Below are 24,559 nucleotides of genomic sequence, written 5' to 3'. Positions count from 1 at the left end.
GTCCATGGCCTTGTGCCGTGGGCAGCGTCGGCGGTTTTTTTATCAGAAGGTGCCGGTGCCGCCGTCAGAGCACCAGACCTGACCTGAAGAAAAGCTGCTTTCCGCTGAGGCCAGCGTGACATAGAGCGGGGCGATCTCAACCGGCTGCCCCGGTCGACCAAACGGCGCTTCCTCGCCAAATTTCATCACTTTTTCCATCGGCTGACCGCCGCTGGATTGTAATGGCGTCCAGTAAGGACCCGGCGCAACGGCATTGACCCGAATCCCTTTTTCCGCCACCTGTTTTGCCAGTGCTTTGGTAAAGGCAATAATCGCTGCTTTGGTTTGCGCGTAGTCCAGCAGGATAGCGCTGGGTTTGCCTGCCTGCACCGAAGAGGTATTGACAATGGCTGAGCCCGGCTTCAGATGCGCCATTGCCGCTTTGGTGATCCAGAACATCGCGTAGACGTTGGTTTTGAAAGTTTTGTCGAACGACTCGGTGGTCAGATCGGTAATCGACTCCACATACTGCTGTCGGCCAGCATTGTTCACCAGGATGTCCAGCCCGCCAAGCTGCGTTGCCGCATCGTTAACCAGCTTCTGACAAAAAGCCTCATCGGTAATATCGCCAGGGATAGCAACCGCTTTACGGCCCGCCGCCTGAATCAGATCGATGACCTCTTTGGCATCCGACTCTTCTTCCGGCAGATAGTTAATTGCGACATCGGCACCTTCACGCGCGTAGGCAATCGCCACGGCACGGCCAATACCGGAATCGCCGCCGGTGATCAGCGCTTTGCGGCCGGTGAGACGTCCGCTGCCACGGTAGCTTTCTTCACCGTGATCGGGGCGCGGCACCATTTTACTGGCCAGGCCCGGCGGATCCTGCGGCTGGCGTTCAAAAGGGGGTTTGGGAAAAGCGTCGAGCGGATTTTTACCAGTTAGCGGCGGAACGTTGTTTGGGGCTGCACCGGCGCTGCCGCTTTCCGCTGCGCTGGCGCTGCCCGCCATAGCCATACCGGTAACCGCCATGCTGCCCATCAGGCCGCCAACCACCTGGCGACGAGAAAACTTACTGTGATCGTGTTGAGACATGTGTTCTCCTTTCCATCAGTAAAGTGTCTAACAAACGGCGACACAACTGATTAAAAGGTAGACGCAAATCACAGTTCATGCGAAGCGGTGCCGGGATCAGAGCGGGATAATCGGATATTTTCCGCTCAGCATCGGGCGGCAAAGATATTTGTAGCCGTCATTATCAAAGCCCTTCGGCGGACTGGTGAGACTTTTCGCCTCGTCGAGGTGGCTGACGGAGCCAAGGTAGAACCAGTTATGGATAATGTGCATCTGCGTTTCCTGCGGGCCTTCCTCCACCAGCGCGACGGCACCCGGCCACGGCCAGCACACTACGCGGACTTTCTCCAGCGCGGCCAGCAATCGCTGGTGATGATCGCTCACCGACTCTTTGCCACAGCAGGCGCCAGCACAGCGTTTCAGGCTGGCACGGAAACAGGCGCGATTTTTACTGTGGCTTTCCAGCCCCAGCAGGCCATAACAGAGCTGATGTTCATCGGCGACAGACTTGAGCGTCTCCTGCGCCGCACGGCGGCTGGAATAGAGCCCAAACAGGTTAGGCGAGGCGGAGAAATCGAGATCGCGCGCATAAACAATGGCGGGCTGAGAGAGGCCGTCCCATTGAAGCGAACAGAGCTGCCGGTTGCGCCGCAGCCGTTTGTTGAACAACGGCTGTTGATTTTTGATCATCTGTGCTTCCAGCAGCAGCGCCCCCAGCTCGCCGGCGGTGGTTATCCAGCTCAGACGGCGCGTCAGGCGCAGCATTTTTGCCTCATCCGGCGTGCGGAAATGTGACATTACCCGCGTACGCAAGTTAATGCTTTTGCCGATATAGAGCGGCATAACGTCGCTGTCGCCGTGAAACGTATAGACGCCGGGCAGCTTCGGAATGTCGGCCAGGAATGAGCGAAGATGATCGGGATATTCATAAATGGCCGCCGCTTCAAATTCAAGGCGGTGGCTGGCAGCACGTCTTACCACAGGTGACTCCGTTTACTGGTTGCATATCCAGTCTATCAGCCGGGGCGGAAATTGAACAGCGCAAAAAAACGGCGCATTGCAGGTTTTATCATCGCCCGTAGAAGGGAGTCAGATTGAGCCACCTGCGCATATTGCAAACATAATGGGTAGCCTGGCCGGGCAAACGGAAGTTACGAAAAGGCTGAGCGGGGCGGAAAGAGAGAGAGAGCCAAAAGCGAGCAGGCCGCATGCGGCAGTCTGCCCGCAGAGCGATTATTTTTTCCAGTAATCGTCAAAAACGGTGACCGGCAGGCGACGCTTATGCTCGGTTTTCAGATACCAGCCTTCTATCGTTTTGGCGGCAGATTCATCGATCTGCTGGCCTTCAAGATAGGCATCGATTTGACCATAGCTAACGCCCAGCGCCACTTCATCCAGCAGGCCCGGGCGATCGTCTTCCAGATCTGCCGTTGGGTGTTTGAGATAGAGGTGCTGCGGGCAGCCCAGCTCTTTTAGCAGCATTTTGCCCTGGCCTTTGGTCAGGCGATGCAGCGGGTTAATATCAGTGCCGCCGTCGCCATATTTGGTAAAGAAGCCGGTAACCGCTTCAGCCGCATGGTCGGTACCCACCACCAGGCCCTGGGTCATGCCGGCGATGCTGTATTGCGCCTTCATACGTTCGCGCGCTTTTTCATTGCCGCGTACAAAATCGCTAAGCTCAATACCTGCCTCTTTCAGCGCGCGCTCGCTGGCCTGCACTGCTTCTTTGATGTTTACCACCAGCGTACGATCGGGCTGAATAAAATCGAGCGCATCCTGACAATCTTTTTCATCCGCCTGCACGCCGTACGGCAGACGCACGGCAATAAACTGATAGGCGCTGTTACCGGTTTCTTCGCGCAGTTCGCTGATAGCCAGCTGGCTCAATTTGCCGCAGAGGGTAGAATCCTGACCGCCGCTGATGCCCAGCACCAGGGTTTTTAAAAAGGGATGGGCTTTCAGATAGGATTTCAAAAACTCAACGCTGGTACGAATTTCCTCTCTGGCATCGATCGTCGGCTTGACATCCAGCGCCTTAATTATTTCCTGCTGCAGTGACATAAACCACTCCTTAAATCAGTAGCCTGATGGCTCGTTGCGAATGCGTATCTGTTAAAGCTAACGTGCATCAGGCAAAACGACAAGCGGGTTTGCGCCTGAGAAATGTTCAGGCGCGGTTAATTCAGACAGTTTGCGGTTTTTTTGCCAGCAGGATAAAGGTTGTGATTGCCAACACATAACAGCCAAAGATGGTAAAGGTCATGGTTAATACCGAGGTGCCGCCCAGGCCGGTAACCGGCACGCTGATCGCCCCAAGGGTAAACATGGTGACGCCAATCACCGCCGAGGCGCTGCCTGCGCGTTTGCCCTGGCTTTGCATCGCCAGCGATGCGGCGGTAACGGAGATGACGCCATTGCTGGCCACGGTAAAGAACAATGCCACCAGCACCAGCGGCAGCGCTGCGCCGGTGAGACCGGTTAAAACCAGACTGGTGGAAGCCATAAACGCCAGCATCAGACCGCCTTTCAGCACGCGATATTCACCCCACAGCGGACAGAGGCGGGCGCTGGTTTGTGATGCGATAATCAGCCCCAGCCCGTTCAGCGCAAAGCAGAAGCTGAACGCCTGCGGCGACAGGCCGTAGATCTGCTGCAGCACAAAAGGCGATGCGCCGATATAAGCGAACATCCCGGACATCATAAACCCCTGCGTCAGGCAGAACCCCATAAAGGGACGATGGGTGACCACTTTGCCCAGAGCTCCCCAGGCAGAGAGCAGGGAGCCATGGCTACGCTGCTCAGGCGGCAGGGTTTCATGCAGCTTAACGCGCACCATAATCAGCAGCAGCAGCGGGATCAGCGCCAGCACCATAAATAGCCCGCGCCAGTCAAGGACAGCCATCAACGCGCCGCCCATCACCGGTGCGGCAATCGGGGCCAGACCATTCACCAGCATCAGCAAAGCAAAAAAGCGCGTTAAATCGTGTCCGCTATACATGTCGCGGGCAATAGCGCGTGACAGGACCGCGCCGCCAGCGCCAGCCAGCCCTTCAAACAGGCGCGCCAGTAATAGCTGGTCGATGTTTTGCGCCAGCGCGCAGCCTACCGAAGCAATAATCAACAGGATCAGCGACAGATTCAGCGGTCGCAGACGGCCCATTTTATCGCTGAGCGGGCCAAACAGTAACTGTCCTACGCCCAGCCCAAGCAGACCGGCAGTGAGGCTTAGCTGCGCGGTAGCAGTGGGCGTGTTCAGGTCTGCAGCCAGGTCAGGCAACGCCGGCAGATAAAGATCGATGCATAGCGGCCCTAACGCCGCCAGCAGGCCAAGGCTTATCGCATAGCCAATAGGGTTACGATGGGTTGATGTCATGTTGTTTTTATCTCCCTGTCTAAAACGGTGTGGCATGTTGTGCATTTATTGCGCAGACCTCTGCGGACTGCACTATCGCTGCGGGGGCAGGCGGCGCGATTATACGGTTTTACGCCTGGTTTCCCCACGGTTTCGCCGGGCAATGATTTCGCCGGGCAATGACCCTTGCGCAACGCTAAATCGGAGTCGGCTGAAAACCAACAAATCTGCGGCATAAATTTGATAAATCAGTAGTTGTGTTCCAGGATTACTTCACATGGACAATGAATGAGGAACATAAAGATGAAAAAACTCACAGGATTTATTGGTGCTGCAGTGGCTTTAGCGGTGTTATCTGGCTGTACCGCTTACGATCGTGCTGAAAGTTTCGTTACTCAGCCCGTCGTGAAGGATGTGAAAAAAGGCATGACGCGTGAACAGGTTCGTCAGGTAGCTGGCCCGGCGTCTACTGAAATCACCATGGTACACGCGCGCGGTACCTGTCAGACTTATGTACTGGGCGAGCGTGACGGCAAACCGCAGACCTATTTTGTCAGCTATAACGACACAGGTCGCGTGATGAACTACGGCTTCCAGAGCTGTAAAGAGTACGATACCGATCCGCAGGCCAATCAGTAAGGTCTGAACGAAATTAGCAGGGGCGGCCTAAGGCCGCCCCTGCTGTTTCTGCTTTCTGTTTATCTTGATGGTTGTTCCATCAGACAGGGCCGCTGCACAACAGACTTTCCTGCGTCCTATATTATCCCGGTCTATAGCCCCGGCGGACGCGGTACCTCAAGATATTCCCCGTCAATATTGCGTTCATAGTAGTGCCCATCCTGCACATAATAGCGTCGCCCGTTGTAGTCAAGCGCATGCATGCTGTTGTCGAGCGTAACGCGTTCTGCAGGCGGTTTTACTACCACGCAGTTTTCTCCCTGGCGTTGGTAATAGGTGCCGTTGAGTAAGTAGTAAGTGAGGCCGCCAATCAACACGGCGGTTGCCGCCTCTGGCAGGAAGCTAAAGGGGGCCGGACGTCCCCAGCCGGGACCGCCGCCGCCATGGTGCCAGCCCGGGTCCGGTTCGCCTGGATGGGCCAGGGCAATAACCGGTGTGGTTAGCGTCAGGGCAAGTAGCGATGCGATAACCTTTTTCATGATAATTCTCCTGCATTAACTCACAGCAGAATCGATCTAAACGTGGGAATAAACAAGCGGGAAAGGGGGGATTTAGCGCATGGTTACTATGCTTAACGCTTCCTTAACGTGGCGGGCTAAATAGCCCGCCAACGGCATCAGGCTGGTACGCTTAGCGCTTTCTGGCTGCGAGACCAGATACGGTGCGCGCCGAGAGAAGCGATAAACTCGCTCATCAGTACTCCTTCGGCTTTCACATCCTCAACCAGTCCTTCTTCAGGCTCATCGTCGCCCAGGCCAAACTGCGCTTTGAAACGGCGAGCATCGCCGCTCAGGCCGATAACCTTCAGATGTTTATAAGCCTCCAGCAGATAATAGCGCGCATCGCCGCTCAGCAGCAGCGCATCAATATTACCGTCCGGCACAATCACCGCATCCACCGTAACCGAAGGCAGGCCGCTGAAGGTGCCGTCAATCGGCAGGCTGGAGCCATCATCGGCACGCACCTGTCCCATATGCGAGGCCAGTAGCCTGGCGTGCACGCCGTGCGCTTTCAACTCCTGCAAAATCGCCAGCACGTCGGCCGCTTTCACGCCGTCGCTCACCAGCAGAGCAACCTGACGGCCTTTGATATTGCCGTTCGAGATGGCATACAGGCTCAGGCTGGCATCCTTTTTCAGGCCGTTAACATCTTTAGGCGGCGCGGTATGCAGTTTTTCATCCGACAGTGCAATGCCCAGATTCTGCGCCACGCCGTGCGCCAGCGACACATCAATATGCAGCAGATGATCCACGACGCGCTCGCGAATATAGGCACGCGCGACTTTACCCAGCTCGAAAGAGAAGGCTTCAATAATATGCTGCTGCTCAATTGGCGTCTGGCTTAGCCAGAACAGACGCGGCTGGGAATAGTATTCGCCGAACGATGGGCTGCGCTCACGTACCTTGTGGCCTTCGATGCGCTCCTGATAACTTTCAAAACCGCCACGGCGCGGCTGCGGCGGCGTTTCGCGCGGCCAGTTATCGTTGATAGAGTTCGGTTCATAGTTCGCAGGATTAGTATCAATATCCATGCGATGCATGCCCTGGCGCTGGAAGTTATGGTAAGGGCAGACCGGGCGGTTAATAGGAATTTCATGGAAATTCGGACCGCCAAGGCGACTGATTTGCGTATCGGTATAGGAAAAGAGGCGACCCTGCAGCAGCGGATCGTTAGTAAAGTCGAGTCCCGGCACAATATGGCCCGGATGGAAGGCAACCTGCTCGGTTTCGGCAAAGAAATTATCCGGGTTGCGGTTCAGCACCATTTTACCGATCAGCTCTACCGGTACCAGCTCTTCAGGGATCAGCTTGGTGGCATCCAGCAGATCAAAATCAAACTTAAATTCGTCCGCTTCCGGGATCAGCTGCACGCCGAGTTCATATTCCGGATAATCGCCTGCCTCAATCGCTTCCCACAGATCGCGGCGATGGAAATCAGGGTCGCGGCCGGTCAGCTTTTGCGCTTCGTCCCACAGCAGCGACGCTTTGCCTGCCACCGGCTTCCAGTGGAAACGGACAAAGGTTGCTTTACCTTCTGCGTTAATCATACGGAAAGTATGAATGCCAAACCCTTCCATGGTGCGATAGCTGCGCGGAATACCGCGATCGGACATTGCCCACATCACGTTATGCAGCGTTTCCGGCTGCAGCGAAACGTAATCCCAGAAGGTATCGTGCGCGCTTTGTCCCTGCGGGATTTCATTATGCGGTTCGGGTTTCACCGCATGGACAAAGTCAGGAAATTTATGCGCATCCTGAATAAAGAACACCGGCGTATTATTGCCCACCAGGTCAAACACGCCTTCCTGCGTATAAAATTTGGTGGCGAAGCCGCGAATATCCCGCACGGTATCGGCGGAACCGGCGCTGCCCTGAACCGTGGAGAAACGGACAAAGACCGGGGTGACCTGACTGGGATCGCGCAGGAAATCCGCTTTGGTGATGTCGCTCATGGAGCGATAGGGCTGGAAATAGCCGTGCGCCGCTGAACCGCGCGCATGCACGATACGCTCAGGAATACGTTCATGGTCAAAATGCGTGATTTTTTCACGCATGATGAAATCTTCCAGCAGCGTCGGTCCGCGCGTTCCCGCCTTCAGTGAGTTTTGATCGTTGGCGATGCGCGTCCCCTGATTGGTGGTCAGCGGAAAGTTCTCACCGCCTTTGCGGTGCGCGTCCAGCTGATCGAGTTTGGCGTTACGCGTGGTGGGCGACTTGAGGCTTCCCGGCGCCGTAGGCTGTTTGCCTGGCGGCGTCGGTTCGGAAGAGGGTTGATGCGATCCATCCGCTGGGGCTAAAGAATCCAGACCTGGCCTGGCGGATTCGGGGCCTGTAGCCGGTGCGCTGTGGCTCAGCTCCTTATTATCGGTTTCTTTCGACATTAGCATTGCTCCTGTTGATGTCGTTTAAGGCTCCATTAACTATAGAACAGCACATTAGGTACGCCTGGAATTTCCGGGATTTTGTGTTATAGCGCATTAAGGCGGTTGAAAAGAAAATGTCTTCAGGCGAGCCACAGAGAAAAAAATAAGGGCCGGAAAATCCGGCCCTTAAGAGGTTTGTCCGACCTGAACGCAGCAGGCTCAGGTTCACTGTCAGGGCACAGCGGCGTTAGCGATGTGCCAGTTCGCTATGATCCTCGCTATTAAGCAGCGCCTTGTCTGTCTGGCGCAGCCAGCGGCTGGTGAGGGAACCGGCCGTCATTGAACCATTAACGTTCAGTGCGGTGCGGCCCATATCGATCAGCGGCTCAATAGAGATAAGCAGGGCAGCCAGAGTAACCGGAAGCCCCATCGCCGGCAGTACCAGCAGCGCGGCAAAGGTCGCACCGCCGCCGACGCCCGCCACACCGGCTGAGCTCAGCGTCACGATACCAACCAGCGTGGCGATCCATACCGGATCCAGCGGGTTGATGCCCATGGTCGGCGCAACCATTACTGCCAGCATAGTAGGATAAAGACCGGCACAGCCGTTCTGTCCGATAGTGGCACCGAATGAGGCGGAGAAGCTGGCGATAGATTCCGGCACGCCGAGACGCTGGGTCTGTGCTTCCACGTTAAGCGGAATAGAAGCGGCGCTGGAGCGGCTGGTAAAGGCAAAGGTGATCACTGGCCAGACCTTACGGAAAAAGCGCAGCGGATTAATGCCGTTAACCGACAGCAGCAGGGCATGTACGCCAAACATAATCGCCAGGCCCAGATATGAGGCCACCACAAAGCCGCCGAGCTTGATGATATCCTGCAGGTTAGAGCTGGCCACCACCTTGGTCATCAGCGCCAGCACGCCATATGGCGTCAGCTTCATAATCAGGCGAACCAGCTTCATTACCCACAGCTGTAAAACCTCAATCGCTTTCAGGACGCGCTCACCTTTTTCCCGGTCATCCTTTAACAACTGCAAGGCGGCAACGCCAAGGAAAGCGGCAAAAATCACCACGCTGATAATGGAGGTGGGGTTAGCACCGGCCAGATCGGCAAAGGGATTTTTCGGGATAAAAGAGAGCAGCATTTGCGGCGCGCTGAGATCGGCAACTTTACCCGCATAGTTAGACTGAATGGCCGACAGACGAGCCGTTTCCTGCACGCCCTGCACCAGACCTTCGGCGGTCAGACCAAACAGGGTAGTGACAAATACCCCGACCAGCGCCGCGATAGCGGTGGTAAACAGCAGGACGCCAATGGTCAGCGCGCTGATTTTTCCCAATGCGGAGGCGTTATGCAAACGCGCCACGGCGCTGAGAATAGAGACAAATACCAGCGGCATCACGATCATCTGCAGCAGCTGAACGTAACCGTTGCCTACCACGTTAAACCAGCTAATCGACTCTTTCAGTACCGCTGCGTTGTCTCCGTAGATCAGATGCAGCGCCAGGCCAAACAGCACGCCAATGACCAGACCCACCAATACTTTTTTCGACAGGCTCCAGCCCTGGCGGCCAAGCCGGGATAACACCACCAGCAGGACGATAAACGTCAAAATATTCAAAATAAGCGGAACATTCATTTTTTTTCTCCATGAGATTACCCCACCGCCGCGTTAAAACGCAGCCTGTGGGGTCGGAAGAAGTGTTTTTATCGGCGCAGTGTGTTGCGCAATGGGCGAAATGGTATCAGGTCAGCACCTGACGCCATTAGATCCGAATGGAATGGGTTATAACTTTTTGTCTGATTTTGTATGCAAATGCAGCAGGCGCTTAGTTCAACAGACGATCGATGCCCGTCTGTACATTATTCATTACGCGGGCAGGCCAGCCGTCCGCACCGAACTGGGGCATGCCAGGCGGAAACCATAACGCCCCGGCAACCAGCGCCAGGCAGAACAGACGTTCCAGCTGGTTGCCTGATTTTGTGTTTAATAGCGGCAGTCGAAAGCGCCAGCGGCATGGCCACAACAGCGGCACGCCAGCGGGCGTGAGCATATCAGCCGCAATATGACTGAGATAGCCTAATACCATGCCGTGCATGGCATCGCCCGGCAACGGCGAACCGTGCGGCAGATTAAACTGTAGCAGCACGATGCCGCCCAGCACCGCCAGTAAACTATGGGTAAAGCCCCGATGCCCGAACGCCCGCGCAATGGGCTGGGAAATCCAGCGAAAACGCTGCCCAAGGGTTGAGCGGGGATGATCGATATCAGGCAGCAGGCAGGTCAGCAGAACCGCCGGAATAATATGCCACCAGTCGCCGTTAGCCAGCTCTGGCGTAAGCTCAGCGCGCTTGGCAAAAATAGCGCTGGCAATGGCGAAAATAACGTGGCCTTCGGCCGTCATGGAGATAACCTGGATACATAACTGTCAATGTATCCAGTATAGGGGATTTATACAGTAGAATGGAAGTTGTGACGCTGTAACCAAAAGTGAATACCGGACAGAGCCAGGCCCTGTCCGGTAACCATTAGCGTGCCAGCCAGCCGCCGTCAACCGCCAGCGTATAGCCGTTAACATAATCAGAAGCGGATGAAGCCAGGAATACGACCGGCCCCATCATATCGTCCGGTTTACCCCAGCGTCCGGCCGGAATACGGCCAAGAATTTCCTGACTGCGACCTTCATCGTTACGTAGCTGCTCGGTGTTGTTGGTTGCCATATAGCCCGGTGCGATGGCGTTAACATTAATGTTATGCGCCGCCCACTCATTGGCCATCAACCGCGTCAGGCCCATTACCGCGCTTTTAGACGCGGTATAAGATGGCACCCGAATTCCGCCCTGGAAAGAGAGCATGGAGGCGATATTGATGATTTTGCCGCCGTTGCCCTGACTGATAAACTGACGCGCCACCGCCTGCGAGAGGAAGAATACCGTTTTGCTGTTGATATTCATCACGTCATCCCAGTTCTGCTCGCTGAATTCAATCGCGTCCTGGCGGCGAATAATACCGGCGTTGTTAACTAAAATATCGATACGACCAAAGGCGGCAACCGCCTGTTGCACCACTTGCGGGATGCAGCTGCTGTCCATCAAATTGGCATTGATGTTGATAAAGCGGCGGCCGGTAGCTTCCACCAGCGCGGGCGTGTCATCCGCGCCAGAGTGGTTAACGCCGACGATATCACAGCCCGCCTGCGCCAGCCCTACAGCCATTCCCTGACCCAGACCCGTATTACAGCCGGTAATCAGCGCCACTTTTCCTTCGAGGTTAAATGCATTCAGTATCATTTTTTGCTTCCTGTAATCGTCGTTAACGCAGTTCACTGACTTTGACGTGATCCATATCGTCAAAGACCTGATTTTCACCCACCATGCCCCAGATAAAGGTATAGCGTTTGGTGCCGACGCCGGCATGAATCGACCAGCTCGGCGAAATTACCGCCTGCTCGTTATGCACCAGCAGATGACGCGTTTCCTGCGGCTGACCCATCATATGAAACACGGCGGTTTCCTCATCCATATCGAAGTAAAAGTAAACTTCCATACGGCGTTCGTGGGTATGGCAGGGCATGGTGTTCCACAGGCTGCCTTCTTCGAGTTTGGTCAGGCCCATGGTGAGCTGGCAGGTTGGTAACACATCCGGCACGATAAATTTATTAATGGTGCGGCGGTTGCTGGTGGCGGGATCGCCCAGCGTGGCAGTCGAGGCCTCTTCCAGGGTGATTTTTTTATCCGGGTAACGCGTATGGGCCGGGGCGCTGTTGTAATAAAATTTAGCGGGCTGGCTGGCATCTACGCTTTTAAACACCACCGACTGCGCGCCCATGCCCACATAGAGCGCCTGCTGGTTACCAATTTCCCAGGCTTTGCCATCAACTTCAATCAGGCCCGGCCCGCCAATATTGATCACGCCCAGTTCGCGGCGTTCCAGAAAATAACTCACACCCAGTTGCTTACCCACTTCGCTGCCGATAGTGACGCTTTCACGCACCGGCATTACGCCGCCGACGATAATGCGGTCGATATGGCTGTAGGTCATGGTGTAGTTGTCAGCCGTGAATATGTTCTCAATAAGAAATTCGCGGCGTAAGCCAGCCGTATCAAGCTGACGGGCATGGTCGCTATGGATGCTTTGACGAACTTGCATGTCGATGCCTCTCTGAGGTTAGAACCTATAAATCAGGAATACGCTTGTCGTTAACAGAATCATAGGCAGGTCGGCATGCGAATTCAATAAAAATGAAATGGTGTTTTATTTATTTTGCACGTCGGATCATATTTGCGGAAAAAACAGTGGGGCTAAAGCAGGGCGTGGCAGCGATCGGAGACCAGCAGCAGAGTCAAAGTGACAGGGCGCAAAGGAAATAGCCTGCCTGCAAAGCGCAGGCAGGGTAAAAGTCAGTAGCCCTTTAACTGCTGGGCAGTGAGCTGTAACAGCGAATCCAGCTTAACGTCCGCCAGCGCCCAACGCCCATCGCTGCGATATTCAGCTGCGGGAACCACGACCGAGCGCATACGCGCCGCTTTAGTGGCAATCATGCCGTTAAAGGAATCTTCCAGCGTGACGCAGTTTAACGGATCCACGCCGAGACGTGCCGCGGCATCCAGATAGACCTGCGGATGCGGTTTGCTGTAGGGTAGCGCCTCGGCGGAGACCAGCACCTCGAAATAGTCGCGCAGATTAAACAGTGCCAGTACTTTTTCCAGCATATGCAGCGGTGAGGCGGAAGCCAGACCGATTTTTAAACCCTCAGACCGGCAGAGCTGCAGCGCCTGCTCCACGCCCGGCAACAGCGGTTTCTTCTCTTCCACCAGATTGATGGCGCGGGTAATGATGCGGTCGGTAACCTCCTGCTGGCTGGGTCCATTCCACGGCAGCGTTTCGAACCACATGCGCACCACCTGATCGATACGCAGGCCCAGCGTATCCGGCAGTTCGCTACGGCGCGACAGATCAACATCCAGCGTGGCGAATACATCCATTTCCGCCTGATCCCATAAGGGTTCAGAATCAATCAGCAAACCGTCCATATCAAATATCGCGGCCAGTACAGGTCGGGTGTAGGTCATACAAGGCTCCATTTTCACATTTTGTCTTTAACATAGCATGAAGCTTTCCAGCAGGCATGGTGGGACTCACAGGATAAAATAGTTAGCAGCGCTTTTTTCCAGGCGCTTTTCCCTGACAGCGGGTAGACTTACTGCCAGACAACAGGTGCAAGGAGAAACCATGACTTATCAACAGGCTGGCCGTGTTGCCATTATCAAACGCGTGGCTGGCTGGATTATTTTTCTACCGGCGCTGGTTTCCACGTTGGTATCGCTAATGAATTTTATGTTCACGCACAGCGAAAAGCGGCCCGGCATTGATGCAGTGCTGCTCGATTTTATTCACGTGATGATCGATATGATCCGTTTCAATACGCCGTTTCTTGGTTTTTTCTGGCGTAATTCGCCGGTGCCCGACTTTAATGCGGGTGGCAATATCGGTTTCTGGCTTATCTATATCCTGATTTTTGTGGGTCTGGCGCTGCAGGCATCGGGCGCACGTATGTGGCGTCAGTCGCGCCATATAAAAGAAGGGCTCGAAGATATGCTGATCCTGGAACAGGTAAAAGGTGAGGAAGGGCGCAGCCGACAGCAGCTGGAGGAAAAAATCGTGGTGCCACGGCACACTATTTTCCTGCAAATCTTCCCGCTCTATGTGTTGCCGATCGTTATCGCCCTGGCAGGCTACTTTGTACTGTCAGTAACCGGTTTTATCTGAACAGCGTAACGGGCCTGAACAATGATCGCTTCAGGCCCGATTTTTCTGTTGCTCATCCCGTTCCAGCAGCAGGCCCACCGCGCGCTGCGCCTCACTTAGCCAGGCACCGCCAAACACATTGGCGCGGTTGAGCAGGTAATAAAGCTGATAAACTGGCTGACGCTGTGGATAATCCTCCGGCAGCGGCCATTCCGACTGATAACCTGCCAGAATGTTTTCCGGAAAAGCAGGATAGCGGGAAAGCATCGCCAGATCGCATTCACGATCGCCCCAGTAGCAGGCGGGATCGTAGATCCACGGTCCGCTTTCGCTGCCCGCGCAGTTAGTGGGCCATAAATCGCCGTGCAACAGCGAGGGCTGAGGATGATGAGTCGCCAGTGCGCGCTGAACGCAATCGATAATCAACTCGGTATTACCGTACAAAATGCCTTTCTCCGCCGCCAGCTGGAGCTGCCAGCCTATCCGCTGCTCGGAAAAGAAGCGCGACCAGCGACGCACCCAGACATTGGGCTGAGGCGTAGTGGTAATATTATTGTCGAAATCAAGACCGAAATGGGGCTGTTCGCTCCACTGATGCAGGCGGGCAAGCTGCTGCCCCAGCTGAAAGGCGCTGGCTTCATCCAGCGAACGCGGCTCAATATATTCCAGAAGCAGAAAACTGTAATCGCGATCGCTACCGATGCCATACACTTTCGGCACGCGTACCGTCTGGCTGCGTGCCAGCAGCGCCAGCTGATCCGCTTCGGCGGTAAAGGCGCTCAGCATCTCCTGCGTATTGCACTTCATAAAGAGTTGATGTTCGCCATAGCGAATTTGCCAGGCAGCATGAACTTCACCGGCAGGCAGCTCCGTGCGCTGGGTAATTTCCGCATGTCCTAATTGTTCATTCAACAGACGACTTATGGCTGACCACATGGGGTTATCCTCATTCTCGCTGTGTAATGACAGAGCATAAAATCGGCGCCAACGCGCGGCTCGCTCTTCAGGCGTTAAGGGCGGTTCTGCTGGATATAATCCACAAAGGTTTGTACCTCCACCTCCGGCTCACTCTCCAGCGCGACTTCGCCGAGGCTGATGGCTTGCTGACGGATCTCATCAGCGCTTTTAGCGCTGACGATGCCGTAACTGTTGGTACCCAGCTCGTGCGTATGGCCCTCATCATCCTGCAGAGTAGCGCTAAAACCGCTGTTAGTCATCGCGCTGTTGAGTTCAAGACCGGCAGCCAGCCCCTTGTCCTGGTAACGAAAGGTAACAACATACCGGGTCACACTTGATGGGCTCATATTCACCTCGTTGTTCCCGAAAGAATTTTCAGCTTAGACCATCACTGCCAAAGCGGCGAATCAGTAACAAAACAGGTTTGATAATGCGATTAATTATCATTATTATCATGGCGCTAACCTTTTGAATAATAGTTGAACAGGCACCGTCTGTGACAAGGAGAACGATGTGCATCGCGCAATAAAATTTTCTGCCTCGGTTGTTATGCTGGCAGCTTCCGCATCGGCCGTAGCAACCACTTATCCCGTTACCCTGACTGATTTCGATGGGCAGAAAATCACCCTGGCTAAGGAGCCGCAGCGAATCGTGGTTCAGGACGGACGCGATATTCTTGCGCTGGCGCTGCTCGATCGCGCGGATCCTTTTCAGCGCGTCGTGGCCTGGAATAACCTGTTAAAGAAAAGCGACGGGCAAACCTGGCAACTGATGCTGGGCAAATGGCCGCAGGCTGAGCATATTACCGATATGGGCTTCAGCGATAAGGGTGAGGTAAATCTTGAAAGCGTTATCGCCCAGCGGCCAGATTTAATGATTGCACAGCTGCGCTCAAAACCGTCGTTAACCCAGACCGGCGTGCTGGCAAAGCTTAAGCAGTTGAATATTCCGGTGCTGTTTATCGATACCTTTAAAAACCCGGTAAAGGATGCGCCAGCCAGCGTAACGCTGTTGGGTGAGGCGCTTAATCGCGAGCAGGAAGCGCAGCAGTACACCGATTTTTATCAGCAGCACTACCAGGCAATTCAGGATAAGGTGCGGACGGTTTCCCCGAAACCGCGCGTCTTTATTGAAGCCAAAGCCGGGCTGGCCGGGCTGGAATCGTGCTGCTTTACCCACGGCCATGTTGGCTGGGGTTCTATGGTGGAAGCGGTCGGCGCGACCAATATTGGCTCAGAGCTGCTGCCGGGTGCAACTGGCGAGGTATCGCTGGAGAAGGTGATCGCCATGAAACCGGACGCCTATATCGTGTCGGGTTCACAGTGGGCAAGCAAAAATAATGCGGCCGTGCCGTTCGGCTATGGCGTAACGCAGCAGCAGGTTGATGTGGCATTTAATAAAATGAAACAGCGCCCGGGCTTTGCACAGTTACAGCCAGTGAAAGAAGGGCATTTTTATGGCGTTTATCATAATTTCTATAATCACCCATGGAATATTGTGGGTATTGAATATCTGGCGAAATTTATTTATCCACAGGCATTCGCTCAGCTTGATCCTGCCAACAGCTGGCATGAAATCGTCACGCGTTTTACTACCATCCCGGAAGGCCAGGGCGTATTAGGCTCGGCGGCTCCACAAAAGTAACTGCGGTTTTAAGCACGCTTTTCGGCGTGCTTTTCTTTGATAACAAAGGGAAATAAATATTTTTCCAGCCGTGCTGCGTTTCGCCTGATTACCCTTTATAATGCGCGCCGTTAATAAGAAAATTCCAATTCATGACATCTTTTCCTTTGGATGCTTAGGTATTCACGCTGTTTAACGCCTGTTTACAATATTTACGGTAAGTGACGTTGATTGCAGCGTAAAACCCTTCAGACTCTCCCTTTTTTAAACTGTCGTACGGATCACAATAAATGAATTTGCTTAATAAGTTTTCTGCTGCGCTATTACTTTCTGCGGGCGCTTTCTGTCATCAGGCCATGGCTGATAACACCGTATTTACCGTTATGGATGACCCCTCTACCGCTAAAAAAACCTTTGAAGGCAATGCGGCGGCGGGTTATTTAGCACAGACGGGAAACACCAAAAGTTCTTCATTAACCGCACAGACCAATATGACTTGGTATCAGCCGAATACCGCGTACAGCCTGTGGGGCAACGCAGCCAACACGTCTTCTAACGATGAGCGTTCTTCCGAAACCTATCAGGTAGGTGGACGTACACGTTATAACATGACCGACCATGACTATCTGTTCGGTCAGGCCAGCTGGCTTAGCGATCGTTTTAACGGCTATGATTCGCGTGATGTGCTGGCTGCCGGTTACGGTCGTCAAATCCTGAACGGCCCGGTGCATTCGCTGCGTGTGGAATTCGGTCCGGGCGTACGCTATGACGATTTCCATGACGGCGGACATGAAACGCAGGGACTGGGCTACGGTGCGATGAGCTATCAGTGGCAGATGACCGATACCACTAAGTTTATTCAGGGTGCCTCGGTGTTGAGCAGCTTTAATGACAACACCACGGTTAACTCTGAGACCGGCCTGCAGGTAGCAATTAACGCGCACTTTGCACTGAAGGTGACCTATAACGTGACCTGGAATAACAATCCGCCAGAGTCTGCGCCGGATCATACCGATACCAAAACGCAGGTTCTGCTCTCCTACGCGATGTAAAACCGGTTTTACTGCGTGTGATAACAAAGGGCTGCCAGAGGCAGCCCTTAAATATTCTCAGGCATGGCTGTCTTTACCGGTAAAGGCGCTGATGGGTTTGTCCGGTACCGGTTGCTCCATCGCGGTAGCGAACGCCTTTAAGCCGGCGACCAGCGGCATCACCGCATGCCACAGGCTCTCATCGTGCAGCAACTTCCAGGTGCCGCTGACGCCGGGTGCAACCTCATGGTGCTGTTGGGTTTCAGCGTGCTGGTTCACTGCGTTTAAGGCTGATTTCACCGCGTAAACCGTTTTATGAAACTGCCCTGGCGGAATATCAGACAGCGCCATCAGCAATACTGAAAGGTTTTGCATCGCATTCTGCGAGCCCGGTTTGTTTAATCCCTCTACCAGAACTTTGGCAATCTGCGTGTTGGCTGAAACCATATCGTTGGCCAGACGCAAAAAACCGTGATGGTGCAGGCTGTGCAGTAGCTCATGCAACGCATCGTGTGCATCAGGTTCGGTTTTGGGTGGCGGGACATCATAATTTATCGGTTCAGCCATTAAAATTTCTCCGGATGTTGGGTGTGTTCAGGGGGAAGGGTATAACCCTCTTGCTGCCATTTGATTTCGATCGGCAGTCGGGTTTGCGGCGTGCGGCTGCCGTAGCGGAAGTTTTGATGCGGCAACGGCTCGGCCAGCGGTGGGTGCGCCAGCTTAACCATTTTTACCGCAATCTCTTTATAGGCCGGAGTGTTTACATCTGGATCGTGGTGGTCGCCGGTCAGACCATTAACGCCCGGCTTGCCATGGTGGATCGGCATAAACAGCACGTTGCCCGCGACACGATCGCTGACAATCACCGGCACCTCAATTGCGTTACGGCGCGATGCGATGCTCACCCAGTCGCCCTGCTGGAGTTGGCGCGCCTCGGCCAGCTGTGGACTGATCTCCACAAAGCCGTTTGGCGAAAGCGAAAACATACGGTCGCCGCGTCCGGTCTGGTTGGTGGACTGAAAATGCTCCAGCATCCGGCCATTGTTTAACCAGAGATCGTATTCGTCATCTGGCGCCTCCTGCGGCGGCTGCCAGTGAATGGGATAGAGTACCGCTTTGCCGTCGGGAAATTTAAAACCGTCGGTATAGAGCAGCGGGGTGCTGCTGCCGTCCGGCTTCACCGGCCACAGCTGAGACCGCCAGCCGCTGAGCTGCTGATAATCCACCCCAGCGAAGATATCGGCGATGCGTGCGGCTTCGGCCATGATCTCACCCGGATGGGTATAATTCCAGGGATAACCCAGCCGGGCGGCGAGATCGGTAAGAATACGCCAGTCGGGCAGGCTGTCGCCCAGCGGCGGCATCACCTCGTAAAAACGCTGGATGCGGCGCTCGGTATTAACATAGGTTCCCTCTTTTTCTACGCTGGGGCAGCCCGGCAGCACCACATCGGCAAAGGCCGCGGTGCGGCTCATAAAGATATCCTGCACCACCATAAACTCCAGCTTACTGAACGCCTCATGCACCCTGGTGGAGTTTGCATCGGAAAAGGCGGTTTCCTCACCAATGATATACATCGCTTTTAACGCGCCCTGATGCGCGTGTTCGATCATTAAATAATTATCCGCTCCCGCCTGGTCTGAGAGCGTTTCTGGCGTAACGCCCCAGGCATGAGCCCACTTCTCCCGCACCGCAGGGTCGGTAACCTTTTCGTAGCCCGGATAAATATTGCTCAGACAGCCGAAGTCGCTGGCACCCTGCACATTATTATGTCCGCGCATCGGATAGCCGCCGGTGCCTGGCCGACCATAATTGCCGGTAACCAGCAGCAGGTTCGAGAGAGCGGTGCTGGTATCCGCGCCGTGGCTGTGCTGGGTAATGCCCATGGCCCACAGGATAGAGACCCGTTCCGCCTGGCCGATCATTTCCGCCGCGCTAATCATCTCTTCAACGCTCAGGCCGGTCTGCTCGCTGACCTCGTTCAGGGTAAAAGGCGCCAGCGAGGCGCGGTACTCCTCCAGCTGGTTGACCTTTCCGGCAAGAAACGCCGCATCAGCATAGTTATGTTCAAACATATAACGGGACATGGCCGAGGCCCACAGGCTGTCGCTGCCGGGTTTGATGCGCAGGTACAGATCGGCACGCTCGGCCATTTCATGTTTGCGCGGATCCACCACCAGCAGTTTTTGTCTGTGATGTTTTTGCGCGGCCTTGATGCGCGAGGCGATAACCGGATGGTTTTCCGCCAGGTTGCTGCCGACAATCACGATTAAATCAGCTTTTTGCAGATCCTCTATCGTGCCTGCGTCGCCGCCATAACCCACGGTGCGGAACAGTCCTTCGGTCGCCGGGTTCTGGCAGTAACGCGAAGAGTTATCGACATTGTTGGTGCCAAAAATCAGGCGGGCAATTTTCTGCGTCAGGTAAGCTTCTTCATTACTGCCTTTGCTGGAACCGATAAACCCGATACTGTCGCCGCCGTGCTGCGTGGCGATGGTTTTGAGCCGTTGTGCGACGAGATCCAGCGCCTCATCCCAGCTGGCCGGACGAAAGCGCCCGTTTTCACGGATCAGCGGTGTGGTCAGTCGTTGCGGACTGTTCACGAAATCCCAGCCAAATTTGCCTTTCAGGCAGGTTGAAATGCCGTTTACCGGCGCATCCGCCACCGGCTGAACTTTCAGGATATGGCGATCGCGCGTCCACATTTCGAAGCTGCAGCCGACGCCGCAATAGGTGCAGACGGTTTTGGTTTTTTTGATCTCTTTCTGCCGCATCGCCATATCTATCAGCGAAACGCCGGTAACAGGCTGCGCGCCAATGGTGTTTTCCAGCGACTTCACTAACTCAATCATGGGGCGTTTGAGATCTTCCGGCATTGCGGTAAAAGGCCCGGCGTCAGGCTGCATGGTTTTTTCCAGCAGTGCGTTACAGGGACAAACGGTAACGCAGTGGCCGCAGCTGACGCAGCTGGATCCAGCAATTTCGGTGCCGCCATCCCACAATACGCGCGGATGTTCCGCACCGTAGTCAATAGAGAGCGTTTCATTGACCTCAACGTTCTGACACGCCTCTACACAGCGCCCACACAGAATGCACTGATCGGGATCATAGGTGTAGAAAGGGTTACTTTCATCTTTGAGATAAGGTTTACGTTGATAGGGATAGTACTGAATAGGGATACGCATATCGGCGACGGTATTATGCAGCGTGCAGTCGCCGGTATTGTGTTCGCACAGGGTACAGTAGAGTTCGTGACGCGCCAGCAGTCGATCCATGCCTTCTTCCTGCGCGGCTTTCGCTTCAGGCTGATGGCTGGAAATCTCCATGCCATCCCAGGTTCGCAACGTACAGCCGCGCACCAGCTCACCCTGATATTCAACCCAGCAGACATCGCACGATTGCAGCGGAGGCAGGGCAGGGTGATAACAGACGTGCGGCAAGATTTTTTCCTGGGCTTGTAAAAAATCAATCAGAGGCTGGTCAGCTTCACCGCTCAGGTATTCGCCGTTGTAAATAATGGTGCAGGTGTTCTGGCTCATCAGGCGCTCTCATAAGGCAATGCATCATGACCACTTCCTGTGTGCTTTCCCTGTTTTCGTAAAGTTATGTCATTGAAGGTAGACCCTGACGCTATTCCCGGCAAAAGGGCTGTGATAAAAAACCTGATTTCAAATGATAAAAATTATTTCAAACAGTGGCGCGCCTGCGGTTGCTGCCTACGCTTTAAAGTAAGGCTGGCTAAAGCGGGAGGGCCTTATCATGAGTGAAGTTATGTCATTACTGTCCGGGGGCTGGAGTTGGATACTGGGAGGGCTGGCGCTTATTGCCGGGCTTGCCGGCTCTTACTTTGGTGGAAAAAAAATTGGCAAGACGCAAGAGAAGGCTCGCGGGGATGTGGCAGCGGCAGAGCTGCAAACCCAACAGGCTGAGGCGATTGCAAAAAAACAGGCGGATAATATTAAGGTGGCTAAGCATGTGGAAACGTCTAACGCTACTGTCAGTGACGCTGCTGCTCGTGACAAGCTGCACCGGTCGAAGTACAACGTCGATGATTGACCGCGCCAGCGTCGATTCATCCTGTACGTTATTTCAGCCTATCTATACGCATGGCAAAGATGCCGAGGTGATGGACGTTCGCACGATACGCGCGATCAATACGCATAATGAGCTGTGGGACAGGCTCTGCAGTGAAGAAAAACAGTAAGGAGAACCTTTTCCTGAATGTGCTAACGGCCCGCTGATGCGGGCCGCTTTCTTTTGTAGGTCACGGCAAACACCTGTTTAACATCATCCCTTTAGCGTGTAAGATGTCCGCTCTTCAACTCTTACCCGGCCGGGCACTTCTGCATCTTGTCCCTGGCTGCGTACCAAATTAACAACTGTGGGTTAGTTTTGGCCGGTAATCCGTTGAAAATTAACTTCTAACCAATGTTTGCATGTAATCTTTCGTGTGGGTTACCACTGCAATTAAGGATATGAAATGCCTGTAATTACCCTTCCTGACGGCAGTCAGCGCAGCTTTGACCGACCTGTTAGCGTGATGGATATTGCGCAAGATATCGGTCCAGGGCTGGCAAAAGCCTGTATCGCCGGTCGCGTTAATGGCGAACTGGTGGATGCGGTTGATCCAATCGCCGAAGATGCCAGCGTTGCTATTATCACCGCTAAAGATGACGCAGGTCTGGAGATTATCCGCCACTCCTGCGCGCATCTGCTAGGTCACGCCATGAAACAGCTCTGGCCCAACGCGAAAATGGCTATCGGTCCGGTTATTGATAACGGTTTCTATTACGATGTCGACCTCGATCATACTCTGACGCAGGAAGATCTCGATCGGCTGGAAAAGCGCATGCATGAGCTGGCCGAAACGAACTATGACGTCGTTAAGAAAAAAGTCAGCTGGCAGGAAGCGCGTGACGTCTTTGCCGCACGCGGTGAAAACTATAAAACCACCATTCTTGATGAGAATATCAGCCATGACGATCGTCCTGGTCTGTATCACCATGAAGAATATGTCGATATGTGCCGTGGGCCGCACGTGCCTAATATGCGTTTCTGCCATCACTTTAAACTGCAGAAAATTGCGGGCGCTTACTGGCGTGGCGACAGCAGCAATAAAATGCTGCAGCGTATTTATGGCACCGCATGGGCGGATAAAAAGCAGCTGAACGCTTATCTGCAGCGTCTGGAAGAGGCGGCCAAGCGTGACCATCGTAAGATCGGTAAGCAGCTTGATCTCTATCATATGCAGGAAGAAGCGCCGGGTATGGTATTCTGGCACAACGATGGCTGGACTATTTTCCGTGAGCTTGAAACTTTTGTTCGCAGTAAGCTGAAAGAGTACCAGTACCAGGAAGTTAAAGGTCCGTTCATGATGGACCGCGTCCTGTGGGAAAAAACCGGCCACTGGGAAAACTATAAAGAAGCGATGTTTACCACCGCTTCTGAGAACCGTGAATACTGCATTAAGCCGATGAATTGTCCCGGCCACGTGCAGATTTTCAATCAGGGTCTAAAATCATACCGCGACCTGCCATTACGTATGGCGGAGTTCGGCAGCTGCCACCGTAACGAGCCTTCCGGCGCGTTGCATGGTCTGATGCGTGTGCGCGGCTTTACCCAGGACGACGCCCATATCTTCTGTACGGAAGAGCAGGTGCGTGCTGAGGTTAACAGCTGCATTAAGATGGTGTACGACATGTACAGCACCTTCGGTTTTGAAAAAATCGTGGTGAAGCTGTCTACCCGTCCGGAAAAACGCATCGGCAGCGATGAATTATGGGATCGTGCTGAAACGGATCTGGCTGCGGCGCTGGAAGAGAACGCGATTCCGTTCGAATACCAGCCGGGCGAGGGCGCATTCTACGGTCCTAAAATTGAATTCACCCTGCATGACTGCCTGGATCGTCCATGGCAGTGTGGTACCGTACAGCTCGATTTCTCATTGCCGAGCCGTCTGAGTGCCTCTTATGTAGGTGAAAATAACGAACGACAGGTGCCGGTGATGATTCACCGTGCTATTCTGGGTTCAATGGAACGCTTTATCGGTATTCTCACTGAAGAATACGCCGGTTTTTATCCAACCTGGCTGGCACCGGTACAAGCGGTGGTGATGAATATCACCGACGGGCAGTCTGATTATGTCAACGAATTAACGCGAAAATTACAGAATGCGGGCATTCGTGTAAAAGCAGACTTGAGAAACGAGAAGATTGGCTTTAAAATCCGCGAGCACACATTGCGTCGCGTCCCTTATATGTTGGTTTGCGGTGATAAAGAGGTAGAAGCCGGTAAAGTGGCTGTACGTACCCGCCGCGGTAAAGACCTTGGGTCCATGGACGTGGATGTGCTGATCGAGAAGCTGCAGCAAGAAATACGCAGCCGCAATCTTCATCAATTGGAGGAATAAGGTATTAAAGGCGGAAAACGAGTTCAACCGACGCGTCCCAATCGTATTAACGGTGAAATCCGTGCTACCGAGGTGCGTCTGACTGGCGTCGAAGGCGAGCAGCTTGGTATTGTTAGTTTACGCGAAGCTATTGAAAAAGCTGAAGAAGCAGGTGTTGATTTAGTTGAAATCAGCCCTAACGCCGAACCGCCGGTTTGTCGTATAATGGATTACGGCAAGTTCCTCTATGAAAAGAGTAAGTCTTCTAAGGAACAGAAGAAGAAGCAGAAAGTTATCCAGGTGAAGGAAATTAAATTCCGCCCTGGTACCGATGAAGGCGACTATCAGGTCAAACTACGCAACCTGATTCGTTTTCTGGAAGAAGGCGATAAAGCCAAAATCACCCTGCGTTTTCGCGGTCGTGAGATGGCGCACCAACAGATCGGTATGGAAGTGCTTAACCGCGTGAAAGAAGATCTGAGTGAACTGGCAGTAGTTGAATCTTTCCCTTCGAAGATTGAAGGCCGCCAGATGATCATGGTGCTCGCACCCAAGAAGAAACAGTAGGCTTTCAAGTAATAATGTCGCGCAGCGTTCGCGCTGTGCGATTTTATTCGCCTGTCTGGTTCATTTTATTAACAATGCGAAGTGGATATTTTATAAATGCCTAAGATTAAAACTGTCCGTGGCGCGGCTAAACGCTTTAAAAAAACCGGTAAAGGTGGCTTTAAGCACAAGCACGCGAACCTGCGTCATATCCTGACCAAAAAATCAACCAAGCGTAAACGTCACCTGCGCCCGAAAGCCATGGTGTCTAAAGGCGATCTGGGTCTGGTTATTGCCTGCCTGCCGTACGCATAAGTTA

23 protein-coding genes are annotated in these 24,559 nt (G+C 53.9%); 8 read left to right on the top strand and 15 right to left on the bottom strand.

Annotated elements, in window-relative coordinates:
* Positions 1 to 42: 42 nt before the first annotated feature.
* From ACQE3Z_RS06390 to ACQE3Z_RS06375, 4 genes are all read right to left on the bottom strand, one after another.
* Positions 43 to 1,074 (bottom strand): SDR family oxidoreductase, encoded by a 1,032-nt coding sequence (locus tag ACQE3Z_RS06390; RefSeq protein WP_426972765.1) that lies wholly within the window; start codon positions 1,072 to 1,074, stop codon positions 43 to 45.
* Between the two features lie 96 nt (positions 1,075 to 1,170).
* Positions 1,171 to 2,034: an excinuclease Cho gene (gene cho, locus ACQE3Z_RS06385; protein WP_426972764.1), complete on the bottom strand. Its 864-nt coding sequence runs from the start codon at positions 2,032 to 2,034 to the stop codon at positions 1,171 to 1,173.
* A 252-nt stretch (positions 2,035 to 2,286) separates the two neighbouring features.
* Positions 2,287 to 3,114, bottom strand: coding sequence for an ammonia-dependent NAD(+) synthetase (gene nadE, locus ACQE3Z_RS06380; RefSeq protein WP_426972763.1), 828 nt, complete (start codon positions 3,112 to 3,114; stop codon positions 2,287 to 2,289).
* 121 nt (positions 3,115 to 3,235) lie between these two features.
* Positions 3,236 to 4,426 (bottom strand): multidrug effflux MFS transporter, encoded by a 1,191-nt coding sequence (locus ACQE3Z_RS06375; RefSeq protein WP_426972762.1) that lies wholly within the window; start codon positions 4,424 to 4,426, stop codon positions 3,236 to 3,238.
* A 282-nt stretch (positions 4,427 to 4,708) separates the two neighbouring features.
* Between ACQE3Z_RS06375 and osmE the strand changes: the two genes are divergently transcribed.
* Positions 4,709 to 5,044 (top strand): osmotically-inducible lipoprotein OsmE, encoded by a 336-nt coding sequence (osmE, locus tag ACQE3Z_RS06370; RefSeq protein ID WP_085071865.1) that lies wholly within the window; start codon positions 4,709 to 4,711, stop codon positions 5,042 to 5,044.
* A 131-nt stretch (positions 5,045 to 5,175) separates the two neighbouring features.
* On the opposite strand, the gene ACQE3Z_RS06365 is transcribed toward osmE, so the two are convergent.
* The 7 genes from ACQE3Z_RS06365 to hxpB all read right to left on the bottom strand — a co-directional run bounded on the left by ACQE3Z_RS06365 (position 5,176) and on the right by hxpB (position 13,019).
* A complete protein-coding gene (locus ACQE3Z_RS06365; RefSeq protein ID WP_426972759.1) occupies positions 5,176 to 5,562 on the bottom strand; it encodes a DUF6515 family protein in 387 nt (128 codons plus the stop codon).
* 137 nt (positions 5,563 to 5,699) lie between these two features.
* Positions 5,700 to 7,964, bottom strand: coding sequence for a catalase HPII (gene katE / locus ACQE3Z_RS06360; RefSeq protein WP_426972758.1), 2,265 nt, complete (start codon positions 7,962 to 7,964; stop codon positions 5,700 to 5,702).
* 229 nt (positions 7,965 to 8,193) lie between these two features.
* The gene (locus ACQE3Z_RS06355) at positions 8,194 to 9,585 is read right to left on the bottom strand and encodes an L-cystine transporter (protein WP_426972756.1); all 1,392 of its coding nucleotides are present in this window, start codon (positions 9,583 to 9,585) and stop codon (positions 8,194 to 8,196) included.
* A 190-nt stretch (positions 9,586 to 9,775) separates the two neighbouring features.
* Positions 9,776 to 10,351, bottom strand: a complete 576-nt coding sequence (locus ACQE3Z_RS06350; protein WP_085071861.1) for a metal-dependent hydrolase — start codon at positions 10,349 to 10,351, stop codon at positions 9,776 to 9,778.
* Between the two features lie 124 nt (positions 10,352 to 10,475).
* Positions 10,476 to 11,237 (bottom strand): 2-dehydro-3-deoxy-D-gluconate 5-dehydrogenase KduD, encoded by a 762-nt coding sequence (gene kduD / locus ACQE3Z_RS06345; RefSeq protein WP_426972755.1) that lies wholly within the window; start codon positions 11,235 to 11,237, stop codon positions 10,476 to 10,478.
* A gap of 22 nt (positions 11,238 to 11,259) precedes the next feature.
* On the bottom strand, positions 11,260 to 12,096 hold the full coding sequence (gene kduI / locus ACQE3Z_RS06340; RefSeq protein WP_426972754.1) for a 5-dehydro-4-deoxy-D-glucuronate isomerase: 837 nt from the start codon (positions 12,094 to 12,096) through the stop codon (positions 11,260 to 11,262).
* Positions 12,097 to 12,347: 251 nt separating this feature from the next.
* Positions 12,348 to 13,019 carry a hexitol phosphatase HxpB gene (hxpB, locus tag ACQE3Z_RS06335; RefSeq protein ID WP_426972752.1) on the bottom strand — a complete coding sequence of 224 codons (672 nt, stop codon included), beginning with the start codon at positions 13,017 to 13,019 and terminating at the stop codon, positions 12,348 to 12,350.
* 160 nt (positions 13,020 to 13,179) lie between these two features.
* On the opposite strand from hxpB, the gene ACQE3Z_RS06330 reads away from it, so the two are divergent.
* Positions 13,180 to 13,716 carry a YniB family protein gene (locus ACQE3Z_RS06330; protein ID WP_426972751.1) on the top strand — a complete coding sequence of 179 codons (537 nt, stop codon included), beginning with the start codon at positions 13,180 to 13,182 and terminating at the stop codon, positions 13,714 to 13,716.
* 30 nt (positions 13,717 to 13,746) lie between these two features.
* Here the strand turns inward: ACQE3Z_RS06330 and ACQE3Z_RS06325 are convergent, their stop codons facing one another.
* Together ACQE3Z_RS06325 and ghoS are read right to left on the bottom strand one after the other, a co-directional pair.
* Complete coding sequence (locus ACQE3Z_RS06325) at positions 13,747 to 14,631, bottom strand: fructosamine kinase family protein (RefSeq protein WP_426972749.1); 885 nt, start codon at positions 14,629 to 14,631, stop codon at positions 13,747 to 13,749.
* A gap of 74 nt (positions 14,632 to 14,705) precedes the next feature.
* The gene (gene ghoS / locus ACQE3Z_RS06320; protein WP_426972747.1) at positions 14,706 to 14,999 is read right to left on the bottom strand and encodes a type V toxin-antitoxin system endoribonuclease antitoxin GhoS; all 294 of its coding nucleotides are present in this window, start codon (positions 14,997 to 14,999) and stop codon (positions 14,706 to 14,708) included.
* 202 nt (positions 15,000 to 15,201) lie between these two features.
* Between ghoS and ACQE3Z_RS06315 the strand changes: the two genes are divergently transcribed.
* Together ACQE3Z_RS06315 and ACQE3Z_RS06310 are read left to right on the top strand one after the other, a co-directional pair.
* A complete protein-coding gene (locus ACQE3Z_RS06315) occupies positions 15,202 to 16,296 on the top strand; it encodes an ABC transporter substrate-binding protein (protein ID WP_426973071.1) in 1,095 nt (364 codons plus the stop codon).
* A gap of 269 nt (positions 16,297 to 16,565) precedes the next feature.
* Positions 16,566 to 17,327, top strand: a complete 762-nt coding sequence (locus ACQE3Z_RS06310) for a DUF481 domain-containing protein (protein ID WP_426972746.1) — start codon at positions 16,566 to 16,568, stop codon at positions 17,325 to 17,327.
* A 57-nt stretch (positions 17,328 to 17,384) separates the two neighbouring features.
* On the opposite strand, the gene ACQE3Z_RS06305 is transcribed toward ACQE3Z_RS06310, so the two are convergent.
* Together ACQE3Z_RS06305 and fdhF are read right to left on the bottom strand one after the other, a co-directional pair.
* Complete coding sequence (locus ACQE3Z_RS06305; protein ID WP_426972744.1) at positions 17,385 to 17,873, bottom strand: DUF1641 domain-containing protein; 489 nt, start codon at positions 17,871 to 17,873, stop codon at positions 17,385 to 17,387.
* Positions 17,873 to 20,845, bottom strand: coding sequence for a formate dehydrogenase subunit alpha (gene fdhF, locus ACQE3Z_RS06300; RefSeq protein WP_426972743.1), 2,973 nt, complete (start codon positions 20,843 to 20,845; stop codon positions 17,873 to 17,875). The genes ACQE3Z_RS06305 and fdhF overlap by 1 nt, the downstream gene beginning before the upstream one ends.
* Before the next feature lie 220 nt (positions 20,846 to 21,065).
* On the opposite strand from fdhF, the gene ACQE3Z_RS06295 reads away from it, so the two are divergent.
* From ACQE3Z_RS06295 to rpmI, 4 genes are all read left to right on the top strand, one after another.
* Positions 21,066 to 21,362, top strand: coding sequence for a hypothetical protein (locus tag ACQE3Z_RS06295; RefSeq protein WP_426972741.1), 297 nt, complete (start codon positions 21,066 to 21,068; stop codon positions 21,360 to 21,362).
* Positions 21,363 to 21,786: 424 nt separating this feature from the next.
* Positions 21,787 to 23,715: a threonine--tRNA ligase gene (gene thrS, locus ACQE3Z_RS06290; protein ID WP_426972739.1), complete on the top strand. Its 1,929-nt coding sequence runs from the start codon at positions 21,787 to 21,789 to the stop codon at positions 23,713 to 23,715.
* Positions 23,716 to 23,718: 3 nt separating this feature from the next.
* Entirely contained in the window at positions 23,719 to 24,261 is a 543-nt protein-coding gene (infC, locus tag ACQE3Z_RS06285; RefSeq protein ID WP_038626364.1) for a translation initiation factor IF-3, read from the top strand.
* A 96-nt stretch (positions 24,262 to 24,357) separates the two neighbouring features.
* On the top strand, positions 24,358 to 24,555 hold the full coding sequence (gene rpmI / locus ACQE3Z_RS06280; RefSeq protein ID WP_038626362.1) for a 50S ribosomal protein L35: 198 nt from the start codon (positions 24,358 to 24,360) through the stop codon (positions 24,553 to 24,555).
* Positions 24,556 to 24,559 lie beyond the last annotated feature (4 nt).

The organism is Pantoea sp. FN0307, from assembly GCF_050113815.1.
GTDB lineage: Bacteria > Pseudomonadota > Gammaproteobacteria > Enterobacterales > Enterobacteriaceae > Mixta > Mixta alhagi.
Note: the sequence above shows the minus strand (reverse complement) of the source record. Positions and strands in the feature narration are given on the sequence as shown.